At 39.6% G+C, this 15833-nt stretch carries 17 protein-coding genes; 7 read left to right on the top strand and 10 right to left on the bottom strand.

What is annotated here, in order from left to right; translation table 11 throughout:
* Window positions 1-35 precede the first annotated feature (35 nt).
* From nhaC to mgtE, 6 genes are all read right to left on the bottom strand, one after another.
* Complete coding sequence (gene nhaC / locus LC040_01525; GenBank protein WLR51610.1) at window positions 36-1472, bottom strand: Na+/H+ antiporter NhaC; 1437 nt, start codon at window positions 1470-1472, stop codon at window positions 36-38.
* A 320-nt stretch (window positions 1473-1792) separates the two neighbouring features.
* Window positions 1793-2569, bottom strand: coding sequence for an enoyl-ACP reductase FabI (fabI, locus tag LC040_01520; protein ID WLR51609.1), 777 nt, complete (start codon window positions 2567-2569; stop codon window positions 1793-1795).
* Between the two features lie 101 nt (window positions 2570-2670).
* A complete protein-coding gene (locus LC040_01515; GenBank protein ID WLR51608.1) occupies window positions 2671-3030 on the bottom strand; it encodes a DUF2085 domain-containing protein in 360 nt (119 codons plus the stop codon).
* Window positions 3031-3039: 9 nt separating this feature from the next.
* Complete coding sequence (locus tag LC040_01510) at window positions 3040-3336, bottom strand: hypothetical protein (protein WLR51607.1); 297 nt, start codon at window positions 3334-3336, stop codon at window positions 3040-3042.
* Window positions 3337-3477: 141 nt separating this feature from the next.
* On the bottom strand, window positions 3478-5325 hold the full coding sequence (locus tag LC040_01505; protein ID WLR51606.1) for a monovalent cation:proton antiporter family protein: 1848 nt from the start codon (window positions 5323-5325) through the stop codon (window positions 3478-3480).
* Between the two features lie 31 nt (window positions 5326-5356).
* Window positions 5357-6724 carry a magnesium transporter gene (mgtE, locus tag LC040_01500; protein ID WLR51605.1) on the bottom strand — a complete coding sequence of 456 codons (1368 nt, stop codon included), beginning with the start codon at window positions 6722-6724 and terminating at the stop codon, window positions 5357-5359.
* Between the two features lie 359 nt (window positions 6725-7083).
* On the opposite strand from mgtE, the gene prpE reads away from it, so the two are divergent.
* Window positions 7084-7824: a bis(5'-nucleosyl)-tetraphosphatase PrpE gene (gene prpE, locus LC040_01495; GenBank protein ID WLR51604.1), complete on the top strand. Its 741-nt coding sequence runs from the start codon at window positions 7084-7086 to the stop codon at window positions 7822-7824.
* A gap of 20 nt (window positions 7825-7844) precedes the next feature.
* Here the strand turns inward: prpE and LC040_01490 are convergent, their stop codons facing one another.
* The 4 genes from LC040_01490 to LC040_01475 all read right to left on the bottom strand — a co-directional run bounded on the left by LC040_01490 (window position 7845) and on the right by LC040_01475 (window position 10686).
* Window positions 7845-8744: an RluA family pseudouridine synthase gene (locus LC040_01490; GenBank protein ID WLR51603.1), complete on the bottom strand. Its 900-nt coding sequence runs from the start codon at window positions 8742-8744 to the stop codon at window positions 7845-7847.
* Window positions 8745-8757: 13 nt separating this feature from the next.
* Complete coding sequence (locus tag LC040_01485; protein ID WLR51602.1) at window positions 8758-9564, bottom strand: NAD kinase; 807 nt, start codon at window positions 9562-9564, stop codon at window positions 8758-8760.
* A gap of 50 nt (window positions 9565-9614) precedes the next feature.
* Window positions 9615-10244, bottom strand: coding sequence for a GTP pyrophosphokinase family protein (locus tag LC040_01480; protein WLR51601.1), 630 nt, complete (start codon window positions 10242-10244; stop codon window positions 9615-9617).
* Between the two features lie 73 nt (window positions 10245-10317).
* A complete protein-coding gene (locus LC040_01475) occupies window positions 10318-10686 on the bottom strand; it encodes a hypothetical protein (protein ID WLR51600.1) in 369 nt (122 codons plus the stop codon).
* Between the two features lie 167 nt (window positions 10687-10853).
* On the opposite strand from LC040_01475, the gene LC040_01470 reads away from it, so the two are divergent.
* From LC040_01470 to LC040_01445, 6 genes are all read left to right on the top strand, one after another.
* Window positions 10854-11447: a CYTH domain-containing protein gene (locus LC040_01470; protein ID WLR51599.1), complete on the top strand. Its 594-nt coding sequence runs from the start codon at window positions 10854-10856 to the stop codon at window positions 11445-11447.
* 13 nt (window positions 11448-11460) lie between these two features.
* Entirely contained in the window at window positions 11461-12075 is a 615-nt protein-coding gene (locus LC040_01465) for a lytic transglycosylase domain-containing protein (protein WLR51598.1), read from the top strand.
* A 317-nt stretch (window positions 12076-12392) separates the two neighbouring features.
* Window positions 12393-12803, top strand: a complete 411-nt coding sequence (locus LC040_01460; GenBank protein ID WLR51597.1) for a globin — start codon at window positions 12393-12395, stop codon at window positions 12801-12803.
* Between the two features lie 44 nt (window positions 12804-12847).
* Window positions 12848-13693, top strand: coding sequence for a ClpXP adapter SpxH family protein (locus LC040_01455; GenBank protein WLR53169.1), 846 nt, complete (start codon window positions 12848-12850; stop codon window positions 13691-13693).
* Window positions 13694-13950: 257 nt separating this feature from the next.
* The gene (locus tag LC040_01450; GenBank protein WLR53168.1) at window positions 13951-15273 is read left to right on the top strand and encodes a potassium transporter TrkG; all 1323 of its coding nucleotides are present in this window, start codon (window positions 13951-13953) and stop codon (window positions 15271-15273) included.
* A gap of 341 nt (window positions 15274-15614) precedes the next feature.
* Window positions 15615-15827 carry a hypothetical protein gene (locus tag LC040_01445; protein ID WLR51596.1) on the top strand — a complete coding sequence of 71 codons (213 nt, stop codon included), beginning with the start codon at window positions 15615-15617 and terminating at the stop codon, window positions 15825-15827.
* The last annotated feature ends 6 nt before the right edge of the window (window positions 15828-15833 follow it).

Genomic DNA, 15833 nt, shown 5'->3' with positions numbered 1-15833 from the left:
CTCTAAAAAGCATTCAGAGTACCGGTTTTGTTATATTATCCTGCTTGATTTTCTTTTTCTTTTAAGAGCTTGTCCCATTCAGCTGCTTCAGTATCTGTCATATATGCGAGCTTAAACCCTACTGTCGCGAAGATAATCGCTAAGATTGGAACGATAAAGTTCACCAAAGCATATGGCGCATACTGAAAGGCGCTAACACCTAGAGTGGAATAAATGTAGACACCACATGTATTCCACGGAACAAATGGAGAGGTCAGTGTACCCCCATCTTCTACTGCACGAGATAAGTTTTTCGGATGAAGGTTCTTATCATGGTATGCTTGTGCGTACATTCTTCCTGGCAGGACAACCGATATGTATTGCTCCGCTGCAGCTACATTTGTAAAAAACGCAGATACAATCGTTGTTACGACAAGGCTGCGAGCAGAACGTGCAAGCTTTAGAATCTGGTCTACAAGCGCTTTCAGCATGCCTGTATGTTCCATAATTCCACCGAATGTCATCGCAACAATCGTTAATGAAACCGTATACATCATATCATCGATACCACCGCGGTTGAACAGCGTATCAACCATCTCATTACCTGATGTAATTGAATATCCACCTTGAAGGGTGTTAACTGCTGTACCAATCGCTCCACCCTGCACAAGAATGTGAGACGCCCAACCAAGAATGACACCAATAAACAACGCTGGTAAGGCTGGCACCCTTCGAGCAACAAGTACAATAACAATCGCCGGGACTAGTAATAATAACGGTGAAATAACAAAATTCGCTTGCAGTGTATCCATTACATTAGCAATATTCTCATTATTTAAACTAGACGCCGTGAATTTACGACCCATAAACCAATAAATAATAATTGAAATGACAAAGCCAGGAATAGTCGTATAAAGCATATGGCGAATATGATCAAATAAGTCAGCACCGACAACACCTGATGCTAAGTTTGTGGTATCTGATAACGGCGACATCTTATCCCCGAAATAAGAACCTGAAATAATCGCTCCAGCTACCATAGGTAATGGAATTCCCATACTTGCACCAATCCCCATACCAGCGACACCGATTGTTCCCATTGTCGACCATGAACTTCCGATTGCAAGTGTGACAATCGCACAAATGATTGAAATAGAAACGAGGAATAACGATGGTGAAATTAGTTTCAGGCCATAATAAACCATCGTTGCGACAATCCCGCCGCCAATCCATGCCCCAATTGTAATCCCAACTGTAATAATAATTAAGATGGCAGGAAGCGCTAAGCGAATGCCTTTATAAGCACTTTGTTCAATATCTCTCCAACTAAAACCTTTGCGCCATGCGATGAAAGCGGATACAATCGCCCCTAGTATAAGCGGAATATGCGGACTTCCTTCAAACTTGACAATTGTTACACCCATTGCAACAACCATGACAAGCATTGGAATCAACGCTAATCCAAACGTTATGTTCTTATCTTTTTGCTGCATTACAAGTTGCCCCCTTGTTATGTTTCAGACCTTGCTTCACCGACAATTTCTTCAATTATTCAAACATTCAAATTTCACAATCACTATATGAGAATACCATTTTCAAAAATTTTTGTAAAATTGAACTTAAAAATCGGCTCGATACCTCCAGTGAAATTATTCTCTCCTTTCATGATTTTTTCTGCATTAAGTTCTTTTCTTGTAAACTACATGCAAATTTCATGCCAATTGTGAATTGTGAAAAAATAATACTTCTTGCACACAAAAAAAAAGACCCTCCAATTTAACTTGAAGAGTCTTCCTACAATTAATATGCTGTTTTAGCGAGCGATAATATTATAGCCTGAGTCAACGTGAAGCATTTCCCCGGTAATACCATTTGATAAGTTGCTCATTAAGAATAGTGCTGTATTCCCAACATCCTCTTGGGTAACAGTTCGGCGCAATGGTGAGCGTTCTTCAATTTCTTTTAGAATAGAATTAAAGTTACCAATTCCCTTTGCAGAAAGCGTACGAATTGGACCGGCAGAAATCGCATTGACACGAATACCGTATTTTCCTAGGTCACTTGCAAGATACTTCATACTTGCATCCAAAGAAGCTTTCGCTACACCCATCACATTATAATTCTCAACAACACGTTCGCCGCCAAGGTATGTAAGGGTCACAATGCTGCCGCCTTCACTCATCAATTCTTTTTCTTTCACTGATTTTGCAACAGCCGTTAACGAATAGGAGCTAATATTGTGCGCAAGTAAGAAGCCCTCGCGTGTTGTATTCATATATTCACCAGTTAGCTCTTCTTTGTTCGCAAAGGCAATACAATGCGCAAGACCATGAATGACGCCAACTTCTTCTTTAATGGTTGAGAAAGCCTTATCAATTTCTTGGTCATCGGTAATGTCACAAGGGATAACGAGTGAATCTTTTTCTAATGTTGCTGCTAAGTCCTTCACGTTCTTTTCTAAGCGATCTCCTGCATATGTAAATACTAAGCTTGCTCCTGCTTTATCAAGCGCTTGAGCAATCCCCCAAGCAATGCTTCGTTTATTTGCAACTCCCATAATGACATATGTACGGCCTTCCAATGAAATCATATGAAACTCCTCCTTCACTCTCTTCATTTATGACATACTTTTAGTACCTAGTCTTAAAAAGATTATACCACTACTTTTTCTTATGTACAAACTACGAAAAGTTAAATAATAAGCTCAACAAGCCACTTTGCTATTACAACAATCAATAGAGACTGACCAAACCCACTTAATAGTCCCGTACAAAAGCGCAGGCCATTCCGACTGCTTCGCCATCCCCATAATTGAGTGAAACCATCAGCGAACATTGGCACATGGCAAAGAAGCGCGATACCTAATTTCAAGATGATTTGGTCTGCTTCTACAAAAAATAACAAAGGAATAACAAACAAGTATCCAAGCAAAATTGCCATGCAACGAAAACAAATCGGAAACTGTCTTCCGCACACAACAAGGGACCGTTCACGCTTGCGATGACAAGGAATAAATTGGAGTGTCATGATCTCCTGTACTAATGTTTTCATCTGCATCCCCTAATTCGGAAAACCGCCGTCACAATCGAGACAATCACAGTCTAAACCATTACTTTTACCTTTACCGCTAGTAACAGGTGAGCAATCAAGCATAGCACAATCTGCCCAAGAACTACCGTTATCGCTATTTTGATTCTTACGTTTCCGATATTTTCGAACAGTCAACACAATTACAAGCAGCCCCATTGCAAGTAAGACGCCACCAATTACAAAATCTGTGTTCGATTTATGCCCGATAATCGCCAGTAAACCGACAACAGAAAGCGTAATTGAGATGGTTAGCAACACAAAAAACATTCAACTACCTCCAAAAACTACAAATCCGATTTCCCTATTACAATACACCTTTTAATAGCTAAAAACCTGCTTTTTTGTAAAGAAAACATCACAGTGTCCTCCCCCTATAATAAAAAAACCTCCAGGAAATGTCCTGAAGGCTTAACACCACTCACAATACTCTAACATGTGCTTCAATTCATCAACATATTCAACTGAACCAGTGACAATCAAGCGGTCATTGAGACGGAGCTCTGTGTCACCATGAGGGACAATGGAGTCTTTTCCACGAAAGACGCGAACCATAATGACATCCCCTGTAAACGGAAAGTTACGAAGCATAATTCCATGGTATTTCGGATTGTTCATATTAATTTGGAATAAGCCGCTTTCCTGCTTTGTAAAGATATTCATGACGCTTGGTGATTCGATTAACGCTTTCAGCAATGTCTTCGTTGACATAAGAACAGAGAAAACATCAATATTGTGCGCCTTCACAGCAGCTTCGGCATCTGCAGATTCAATCCGCGCGATCACCCGTTCAACGCCTTCAATATCCTTTGCATAGATAGCAACTTCTTTGTTTGTATCTTCCTCACCAGTTGACACAATCAACATATCGACATCAAATACATTCTGTTCTTTCAACGTATCAAGGTGATAGTCTTCCACTTCATAAATGTGAAAACACGAACTCGCTGTACGACTATCAATCTTATCTTGCTTTGTATGATACAAGATCGTTTCATATTGACCTGGGTCAAGCTCCCGTGTGACAGGTAAGGTCATACGATTTGCACCGATAAAAGCAATTTTCGTACGCTGCGGCCCTTCTTCTTGCTTTTTAAACACCTTTTTAAATAAAATCGGTGAAATGATACATGCAATAACAGCCACTAAAATAAGAGCCCCAGACATTTGAGAATCAATCATCCCCATACGCTCACCAATTGTTGAAGCTGCAATTACAAGTGACAGTGTTGACGTTAAGATAAACCCAGAGGCAAACACGGTGTTCCAGTCATACCACTTTTTCAATACAAGCGCAGGAATGATTTTAGATGCAAACAATGCAATTAACAAGAGCGGGATAAGCATCATAACCTTCGGATCACTGAACAATGAAATCACATCAAGGTTTACCCCGACCATTACGAAGAAGATCGGAATAAGAAAACCGTAGCCAAAGGAATCGAGCTTATGAACCATATCTGTGTTCGGTGATAGTAATGAAACTAATACACCAGCTAAGAATGCCCCAAGAATATTTTCTGCTCCCACTGACTCACTCAAGGCAACAAGGAAAATAATTAACGCAAAGACAGCACGCGTGCCGATTTGAATTGTACCGGTTGCCATCGTTTCAACAAATGACTTGTGTCGAAAGTTCTTCCCAACAAAATACAGAAGTACACCGGCTCCAAACAAAATTAACAGTAGCCACATGTTCCCGTGCCCTTCGCCATACAATGAAACAAATACCGCCAGCAATACCATCGTTACTAAGTCAGCAATAACGGCAACAAGCAATATCGTCTGTCCTATATTTGTTTTCATTATTTGTGCGTCTTTTAGCGTCGGCACGACAACCCCAAGAGAGATTGTCGAAATAATTAATGTCATTAAGAAGGCATTATCAATAAATCCTGCCCATACAAAGATAAGCGATAAGACGAGTGATAACACAAATACACCAATGAAGAAAATGAAAGCAACAAAGAATGCATTCGGTTCATCCTCTTTCTTTTTCTTCCCTCCAGCAAAAGCAGAGAAATCAATTTCTAATCCACTTAAAAACATTAAGAAAATAAAACCAAGTGTAGACAACGTCTCAAGCCAGATGTCGGGGTGCACGAGGTTCAAACCACTTTTTCCTATAATCAATCCCATGATGATTTCTGCTACAACGACAGGAATAATGTTTAATTTCAACCGGTGCAGTAATATTGGCGTGAGAAACGCAACGATAATAACAATGACAAGCGAGGTTACCGAAGCATGTTGTTCCATCAAAGCACCCCCTAATAAAATCTTTCCACAGTCACAATAAATATTGCATAAAAACTGTAGCCATCCCGAAATAAATTAAAATACTAATAATATCATTAATCGTCGTAATAAATGGACCAGACGCAACCGCAGGGTCAATATTAAGCTTATGCATCACCAATGGCACAAGCGCACCTGCTAATGTAGCAACAATTAAAGCGGCAAAAATTGATATTCCAACAAGAACGCCTAAAAAAAGATCATGATGCCACAAATATACAACTAATACAGATACAACACCACATGTTGTGCCTGTAATAATACCAGTTCCTGCTTCACGTGTAATCAATTTAAGCTTACTTTCTTGTTCAACATCCCCTGTAGCGATACTCCTAACTGCTACCGCCAACGCTTGGGTGCCTGTATTTCCGGCCATACCAGCGATCAAAGGAATAAACACAGCTAGAATCGGCACTTGATCAAGCGCACCTTCAAATCGGCCAATCAAGCTAGCTGTCATCATACCGAGAAACAACAGAATAACAAGCCAAGGCAGACGCTTTCTTGCCGCGGAGAATGGATTACGGTCCGTAGAAACCATATCAGATACCGCTGCAAGCTTCGAATAGTCATCTGAAGCTTCTTCATCCATAACGTCCATAATATCATCGACTGTAATAATCCCTAATAAATGCTTCTGAAAATCAACAACAGGCAATGCCAGAAAGTCATAATCTTTCATCATTTTCGCGACTTCTTCCTGGTCTTCACTTACAGAAACTGAGACAACCCTGTCATTCATTACTTCATGTATTTTTTTATTATTATCAGCAATAATCAAATCACGCAATGAAATAACACCAACAAGACGGGTTTCTTCATCTGTAACGAAGATATAATAAATCGTTTCCGCATCTGGTGCTTCATTCTTCAGATGATTCATCGCATCAGATATCGTTAAGTTAGCCGTTATATTGACGAATTCGGTCGTCATAATACTACCGGCTGTTTTCTCTTCATAATGGAGCAACTCTTTAATTTCCTGTGCTGCTTCATCATCCATAATTGTTAAGTAGCTGACAACTTGCGCTTTATCTAACTCATTTAAGACGTCAACCGCATCATCGGCATACATCTTCGAAAGCATTTCAGCAGCATAAGCTGGGTCCATTTCCTCAAGTACAATTTCCTGGTCTTCAATGTCAAGGTTTTCAAACATTTCAGCTGTTTCTTCTGGAGAAAGATAGCTATACATCTTCAAGCGTATTTCTTTTTCTTGCTTAATAAAGAATTTTGCCCGATCATATGGATGGGCATCTAAAAATTCCTCTCGAAAACCTGCCAAGTCTCCTTCTATGATAGCTCTTAACACTTCTTCTTCGAACTGTTCTTCAGCTGCTTTTTCTTCCAATTCTGACATCCTTGACACCTCCCATTGACAGAACTGCTATTAAATATCCCCTTCATCTATAACATTTTTCCTAATTTTGTATAAAAAGTGTGTATGTCTGTTAATTTATTCTGCTAAAAACCTAGTTTATCGTATAAGCAATTGTATACTTTGTCAAATCAAAAATCGTTCTATTTCGATCTATTTTGCAGTAAGCTTAAAACAGCGATATGAAGGGATGAAATGTTTATTTCAACCGATAATAAGGTATATATTCATTTACCCAAAACCTGTTCCAATGTAAACTTTCCTCACAAGGATATCACATATTTATGTAAGAGAGTGTTTAAACTTTTAAATATAGACTATTTTTAATAAGGGATGATTTTATGTTTGACATTATCGGAGATATTCATGGCTGTTTTGATGAATTTAAAGAATTGACAGAGAAGTTAGGTTATCAATGGAAAGACGGCATTCCTATTCATCCAAACAGAAGGAAGCTTGTTTTCGTCGGGGACTTAACAGACAGAGGACCTAAGTCAATTGAAGTAATAGAAACAGTCTGGAAATTGGTTGTAGATCAGAATTGGGGACATTACGTTCCTGGAAACCATTGCGATAAGCTTTACCGCTTCTTCTTAGGAAGAAACGTGCAAATTACACATGGCTTAGAAACGACCGTTGCAGAATGGGAAGCACTCCCTGCTGCTCAACAGCAAAAAGTTCGGGAACATTTTATGAAATTATACGAAACCTCCCCACTATATTGGCAGTTAGATAATAACCAACTTGTTGTTGCTCATGCTGGCATACGTAGTGATTACATCGGAAAAAATAATAAACGCGTGAAAACCTTTGTACTCTACGGAGATATTACAGGTGAAAAGCATCCTGACGGCTCACCTGTTCGCCGTGACTGGGCCAAACGCTATAATGGACAAGCATGGATCGTATATGGGCATACACCTGTTAAAGAGCCGCGCAAGGTCAATCATACGTATAACATTGACACTGGATGTGTATTCGGCAACAAGCTTACAGGCTTACGCTACCCAGAAATGGAATTATTGTCTGTCTCATCATCAATGCCTTATGTATCAGAAAAGTTCCGTTCATTTGATACGTAACATGTAACAACAGCCGTTCGCTATGATTGCGGACGGCTTATTAATGGCTTCATATCTGCCGGAAGCGGCACCTGTAACTCCAGCTTCTCATTTGTAAATGGATGTGTAAAAGACAAGTAGTAACTATGTAACGCCTGCCGTTTCATCTTCCTACAGCTTCCTCCATACAAATCATCACCGATAAGCGTGTGGCCAATTGAAGCACAATGGACCCGAATTTGGTGAGTTCTTCCTGTTTCCAGCACAAGCTCAATTAACGTGTAATCACCATAGCGCTCGATTACTTTAAAATGTGTAACCGCCCTTTGGCCGTCAGGGTGTACAGTCCTTTCAATAATACTACCTTCTTTGCGTGCAATAGGTGAATCAATCACGCCGCTGTCCTCTCGGATATTCCCTTCTGCAATCGCTAAATAACGGCGTTCAATCGACTTATCGTATTGTTGCAATCCCATTAAATGATGAGTGAAACGGTCCTTCGCAATCAGCATCAATCCACTTGTATCCCTGTCAAGACGATTTACAATATGAATGGTATTCTCATGTCCTGTCAGCTCATAATGATACAGTACCGCATTTGCAATTGTATGGTCCGGATGTTCATGCGAAGGAACGACTGGAATGCCTGGTGACTTATTCACGACAAGTACATATTGGTCTTCATATACAATCGATAATGGAAGGGCCTTAGGTACTAAACGAGCGCCTCTTTCTTCAGGAGGAAGTACGACCTTTATTTCGTCATCTTTTTGCAAAAGGTAACGCACTGTTACTTTTTTTTCATTCACAAAAATCCCGCCGCCATGGAATTTTACATCCGCAAGCAAGCGACGGGAAAGCTTTTTTTCACCTAACAAAAAAGCACGAAGCATCATGCCTTCATGCTCTTCTTCTACTGTCCAAATGAAGGTGTTACTCATTGTTGTTTTCTCCTTACTCAGAATCAGCGTCTGCTACAAATGAATCCCTCACACGCTTCCAGAAAGGGAATGGACGGAAACGAGCAAAGCGTACTTTTTCGTTTGCAACACGACATTGAATCGATTTAACATCCTTATGAACAATTGTTTTATGGTCAATTGTAATAAGAAGATCAGTTACTCTTTTCGGCTTCAACAAGCACGTATGATGTTTCGGCAAAATTAATGGTGACCCAATTGTCCGGAAAACCCGATTATTAATCGAAGCCATTTCTGCAATTTGGATCGCTTCAATTGACGGATGCAAAATCGCTCCGCCTAATGCCTTATTATAAGCTGTACTTCCTGATGGTGTAGAAATACAAAGCCCATCGCCGCGGAACGTCTCAAACTTTTCACCTTTAATCTCAAGGTCAATGACGAGCGAACCTTCGACTGTTTTTACCGTACACTCATTTAATGCTAAGTAAAGCACCTCTTTACCGCCATCAATATGACGAATAATGGTTTCCAAAATCGGATATTCAGCTACTTGGTATGGTGTTTTTGCTAGTTCAATCACTAGCTTTTCTGCTTCTTTCGGTAGCCAGTCAGCATAGAAACCAAGGTGCCCAGTATGAATACCAACAAAAGCTGTCTTATCTAATCGATGCTTATAACGGTGGAACGCATACAGTAATGTACCGTCTCCTCCGACTGTCACGACAATATCAGGTTCTTCCTCGTCATAGGTTAAATCGAATTCCTGCAAATAATTTTTCATTTTCATCTTTAAGCCATTTGACGTTTGGTCACCCTTTGAACGAATCGCAAATTTCATCCTCGCTCGACTCCCTGCCAAATAAATTTTCTACAGAAGCATTCTATTCGTTAATCCTTTGAACGCTCGTATTTATGTAAAAACAAACGCTGCGCCTCTTCAATTTCGCCGCGAATTTGCGACATCTCTTCGTCAAGGCGGGATGCTGCCTCAGCTGCTCGATATAACCGTTCTTTAATTTCATCAGGAATTTGTCCTTGATATTTATAATTAAGAGAATGTTCAATTGTGGCCCAGAAGTTCATCGCCAGCGTACGGATTTGAATTTCAGCTAAGATCTTCTTTTCACCGCGCACCGTTTGTACTGGGTAAGAAATAACCATATGGTAGGAACGGTAACCACTGTCTTTCTTTTCAGAGACATAATCCCTCTCTTCCACAACGGTAAAGTCATTTCGGTTATGAAGCAGCGTTCGTACCTTCTTAATGTCACCTACAAATTGACACATCATTCGGAGCCCTGCAATATCCTGCATTTCCTCTTCAAGCCGTTCAATCGAGATATTCTTCCTTCTCGCTTTTGCCAGAATACTTGGAATCGGCTTCACTCGCCCAGTCACAAATTCAATTGGCGAATGAGAATCTTGAATTTTGAACTGCTCTCTCATCCCCTTTAATTTCACTTTTAATTCGTCCACCGCTTGTTTATACGGTGAAAGAAACAGCTCCCAATTATGCATGAAAACCTTCACCACCAACCTGTTAGATCAAAACACTGCTACCCCTTAAAAAAAGGCAGCTTCTTTCTATTTCTTAATCAACAAAGACTTCTTCAACTCGGGTCATCATCTCTTCCCCATAATTTGAATTGCCTTTAATGTTGTCAATCAAATAACCGATTTCCTCTCCCATATCATGCAGCGAAAGAATGGTTGTGCCATCTGTCAGAACAACTTCCATTTCATGGTCAACTGCTTCCTTTAACAAAGGCCATAACTGCTCGTTAAGCACAACATAGCGATAACCGTCATCACTATCTAATAGATAAACAAATGCCAAATTGTCTGAATCAACAAGCACCGTACTGATTGGATTTATCCCTTCAGTGATCGTCTCTCCTATTTCCAATACCACTTTTTGGTTATCCACAAACCCTCGGGTAACTTCAATTCTTTGACGCATGCGAAATCCCTCCTGCTGTATATAACTATTACATCTTATAGTGTGATTTATCTACTACAGTGTACCATATTCCATGCATTTTTTTTAAAATTGATTTCTCATATTCTTTTCTACATAATGAAGTTAGAAATAAAACCTTTTAATTAAAAAAGGAGCGTCATTATCCTATGAGTCAAGAAGTTGAAATTGAATTTAAAAACCTACTGACAAAAGAAGAATTTAATTTATTATATGATCGTTTTCAACTTACAGAAGAAATGTTTTGGGAGCAGGCGAATATCTATTTTGACACGCCAGACTTTACACTTCGTGATGCCCGTTGTGCTCTTCGCATTCGTTATAAAAACAACCAGTACACACTAACGCTGAAAGAACCACATGGCGACGATTTACTTGAGACACATCAATCACTCTCAGAAGCAGAGGCAGCCCATATGCTCGAACAAGGCGGGTGCATCCCTGGCGACGTTTCTTCTCGCATAGAACACTTAGGGTTAAACCCTTCTGCTATAAGTAACCTCGGTGAATTGCGGACAAAACGAACAGAAATTAAACAAGATGACGCCACAATTGTATTCGACCACAGCTTTTATTTAGATACCGAAGATTATGAGCTAGAAATGGAAGTTACTAACCGTAAAAAAGGTGAAAAACAGTTTGAGGAGCTCTTAATGCAGTACAAAATACCCAAAAGGGACACTCCGAATAAAATCCGCCGCTTTTTTAGCCGAAAAAGAGAAGTAGGTATTGAAAAGGATTAAGGAGGAACATTGAATGAAGCTTTCCGCGCAGCAATTGCAGACCCTGATGGAAATTCAGGCACTGCGCAATATGAATTCATCGTCCGCTTCATCGTCAACATCTGATATTAGTGAATTATTTACAATATTACTACAAGAGCAGATATCGAAACAGAATGAAACGACAGAAGAGCAGCCACTACAGCTGCCTGTAAAAGCAATGACTTTACCTGTTACTTCTGCACCTCCTTCTTCGACACCAAAGCTGAACGGCTCTAGATATGACCTATTCATCGAACAAGCTGCCAAGAAATATGGTGTTGATCCAAACCTGATTCGCTCTGTTATTAAGCATGAATCGAATTTTAATCCAAACGCAAAGAGCCACGCAGGTGCGACAGGCCTTATGCAATTAATGCCAGGAACAGCACGTGGATTAGGAGTTCGAAATATGTTTGACCCGAAGGACAACATTGAAGGCGGTACGAAATATTTACGGCAGATGCTTGACCGCTATAACGGTGACATTTCATTGGCACTTGCCGCTTATAATGCTGGACCAGGCAATGTAGATAAGTATGGAGGCATTCCACCATTTAAGGAAACACAAAGCTATGTTCGAAAAGTAACAGACACCTATTTGACTTAATAAAACGTCTGCAAAACTGCAGGCGTTTTTATTTGTGTACGATACTTGTCAGTCAGAACATTTGCCCATCTACCGTGCCGTTGATAAAATTAGAGATAAGAAATTAGAAATAGGATTAAATTTTTAAGACATGTAACATTTATACGTTTTGAATTAGAATAAGCATAATGGATAAACTGAGCAACAACTTAATAAAAGCAGTGGGAGCGGATCGACTAGCAGTTTGTAGCTCCACCTTTTTCGACAGAGAACGGCAATCATAAAAGACATCACATTGATTGCCTAACCAAATAGCATCATTAAGAGGGGTCAACAATATGAGTGAAGTTCAATACACATTATATGAAGCAGTCGGCGGCGATGAAGCCATTTCAAAGCTTGTCAACATTTTTTACGATAAAGTTGGAAAACATCCGGAGTTGTCACCGATATTTCCTGATGATTTAACTGAAACTGCACGAAAACAACGCCAATTTTTAACACAATATTTAGGGGGTCCCCCTCTATACACCGAGGAGCATGGACACCCAATGATGAGGGCAAGACATCTCCCTTTTCCGATTACACCTAAACGAGCAAAGGCTTGGCTTGCCTGTATGTCAGAGGCAATGGATGAAGCAGGCATCCACGGCGCGCCACGAGATGTATTTTACGAAAGACTTGTCCTTACGGCACAGCACATGGTGAATACACCGGATGAAACACATGAGAAAGGAGAATCCATGTGATTTGTAACTTTGCTGAGAGCTATTCAGGTTCGAAGCAGTCGGTGATGTGCAACAAGCCTATCGAAATATATGTATTTATTGATCCGATATGTCCAGAATGCTGGGCTCTTGAACCAATACTAAAAAAACTCTATCTCACATATGGCGAATACTTTACTGTTCGTCACGTCATTAGCAGTAAGTTACGACGTTTAAATTTAGCTAAAGATCACAAACCATCAAACCTTGCTCAAGTATGGGAGAAAACCGCAAGCCGTTCAGGAATGTCTTGTGATGGGGATCTATGGTTTGAAGACCCGATAGCTACCCCATATGCAGCAGCTATTGCAATTAAAGCAGCTGAGTTGCAAGGAAAGCTAGCTGGCGTTCGCTTTCTACGAAAACTTCAAGAAACAATGTTTTTAGAAAAACAAAATGTGTCTAAGGAAGGCGTTTTAGTAAAAATAGCAGATAACGCTGGACTTGATGTAGATGAATTTCAAAAAGACCTTCATTCAGAAAGCGCTGTAAAAGCCTTTCAATGTGACATCAAAATCAGCGGTGAAATGGAAGTCGATGAGAGTCCGACAATTGTATTTTTCAATAATCAAAACATCGATGAAGAAGGAGTTAAAGTAACAGGTCAGTATGATTATGACGTGTATGAACAAATCTTAAAGGACATGCTTCAAAATAATCTAAAACCAAAACCACTTCCTTCTGTAGAAGAATTCATGCGCACTTATCAATTCGTAGCAGCTAAAGAAATCGCAGTTGTTTATAATATGAGCTGTAAAGAAGTCGACAAATTAATGAAAAAATTCATGCTCAAGCAGACCGTTGAATGTGTTCCTGTCAAATACGGCACATTCTGGCGCTATGTTGGAGCTACTCATATGAAAGAGGGCTGAATGGTTATCAGCCCTCTTTTGCGTTTATTGACGTTTGAATACCTTTTTTCAGAAACTGTCTGCCGAGGATTACAATATTTCTCTTGCTCCACTCCTACCCACTTGGCTGTTTCAGCGTATTCCTCCGTCATAAACCCTAGGGGAAGTCCTCCTAATCTGATCTGTTTACCCTATTCCATAAACTGCTTTTCATTAAACGTTTAGGTCGTTTTATTCATTTTCAGCAAGGGTAGGTACAAGGTATATACTCTTTGCAAATGATGGAGGAATGTATTATTTTACTACAACACCCATTCCGGAGTCTTATTCTCATATACATAACAAGCATTACACTTGCTTCAGTTTTTTTAAAACTTCCTTTTGCTTCTGTTTCTCCACATAGTTGGAGTGAAGTCATTTTTACAGCGGTTTCTTCTGTTACATTAATTGGTTTCACTGTTATACCAATTGAACAGAGCTTTACGCTATTTGGTGAAATCATTATATTGCTATTAATCCAGCTTGGCGGCTATTTATTAATCTTCTTCTCTACCCTTCTGCTTATTGAATTCGGAAGGAATCAACATGTAGAGAAAATCTTTTACTACCCGCTTTCCCAAGAAGGGCTCACGAAAGAATTGTTCGTTCAACTAAGCAAAAAGATTATTTCTTTCATGCTGCTTGTAGAAAGTATTGGTGTTTTTGTTCTTACATTTAAATGGGCGAATCGCTACGGGTTTTTCGAAGGGCTGTATTATGCTATTTTCCACACAGTTTCTGCTTTTAACAATGCAGGCATTTCGCTATGGTCTAACGGTCTTTCTCATTACCGCGGAGACCCAATGATTAATTTGAGTATTACATTGCTGTTCGTAACGGGTGGGCTTGGCTATCTCGTTTGGATGGATATCTTGAAGAAGAGGCGGTTCTTTACCCTTACACTTCATTCGAAAATCATGCTTATCGGGACGATTGTGTTAAATGTTGGAGGGACCTTCGCTTTGTTCATGATTGAAAAAAACAAAGCATTTGTCAATATGGATACAGGAGAAGCGTTATGGGCAAGTTACTTTCAAACATTGACGACAAGGTCAGCAGGGTTTACAACCATTAGTGTAAGTGAGCTATCGTTGTTCTCCCTTTTTTTGATGATGCTATTGATGTTAATTGGAGCAGGAAGCGGCTCAACAGGGAGCGGACTGAAGTTAACCTCTGTAGCAGTAATCTTATTTAGCATCTATTCTTATTTAAGAAAACGAAAAATTCCCGTACTTGATCGAAAAGAGTTAGTGAAGGATGGCATTCTCAAAGCAATGGTACTGACGATAAGCAGCCTTTTATTTATTCTCATGCTCATGTTTTTCTTCTTAATACGATTTGATATTTCTTTTTTCAATGCAGCCTTTGAAGCTTTTTCACTGACTAGTATGGCTGGGATTAGTTTAGGTGTCATTTCGAACGTAGCTCTTCCGATTGAACAGCTGATGATTTCGCTTTTCATGCTCCTTGCAAGACTAGGGCCACTCTACATCGGCTATACATGGCTCTATAAACGCGATGATACAAAATACGAAGATACCGCTTCTGTATTTGTCGGCTAAAATGAAAAAGCCCGAAACACAATGGTTTCGGGCTTTTTCTCACGTCTTCATTCGACAGGGGGGTGGGAGAAAGTTTCACGGTCAAACAAAGGGGTTATGTTTGTTTGTGATTAACTTTACAAATCAAATATATCAAGTTTTAAGACGTCTGACAATTAGATTGTTACCTTTTTCACAAAACTGTCACTTTCTTAAACATTCTTTAATAATCTTGTGGTTTTATGCTTGAAATGAATACGTTATCAACGTTATTATGATAAATTTATTATTTAAAATCAAACTTAAAAGCTTGGCATCGTATGTACTTTTCGCGCTTATAATGAGGGTAGGAGGTTTTAAAAATGAAACGAAATATCTTAGCCATTTTTGTCTTCCTGCTTAACCTCATCGTGTTCGCTTATTATTTATTAGGACTTATGCAACTACAACCTTTATACATTGCGCTACCACTTCAATTCGGAACATTGCTTTTAACCATTTACTTATGGAATAGACGCAATCAGTTTCGCGGCCGTGGCTTTAAAAAAGAGAAATTTAAAACAGCCTTCTCTTGAGCGGAA

The organism is Bacillus tianshenii, from assembly GCA_020524525.2.
Taxonomy (GTDB): Bacteria; Bacillota; Bacilli; order Bacillales; family Bacillaceae_N; genus Bacillus_AV.
The sequence above is the reverse complement of the archived record's forward strand: the minus strand, read 5'-3'. Positions and strand labels throughout refer to the sequence as shown.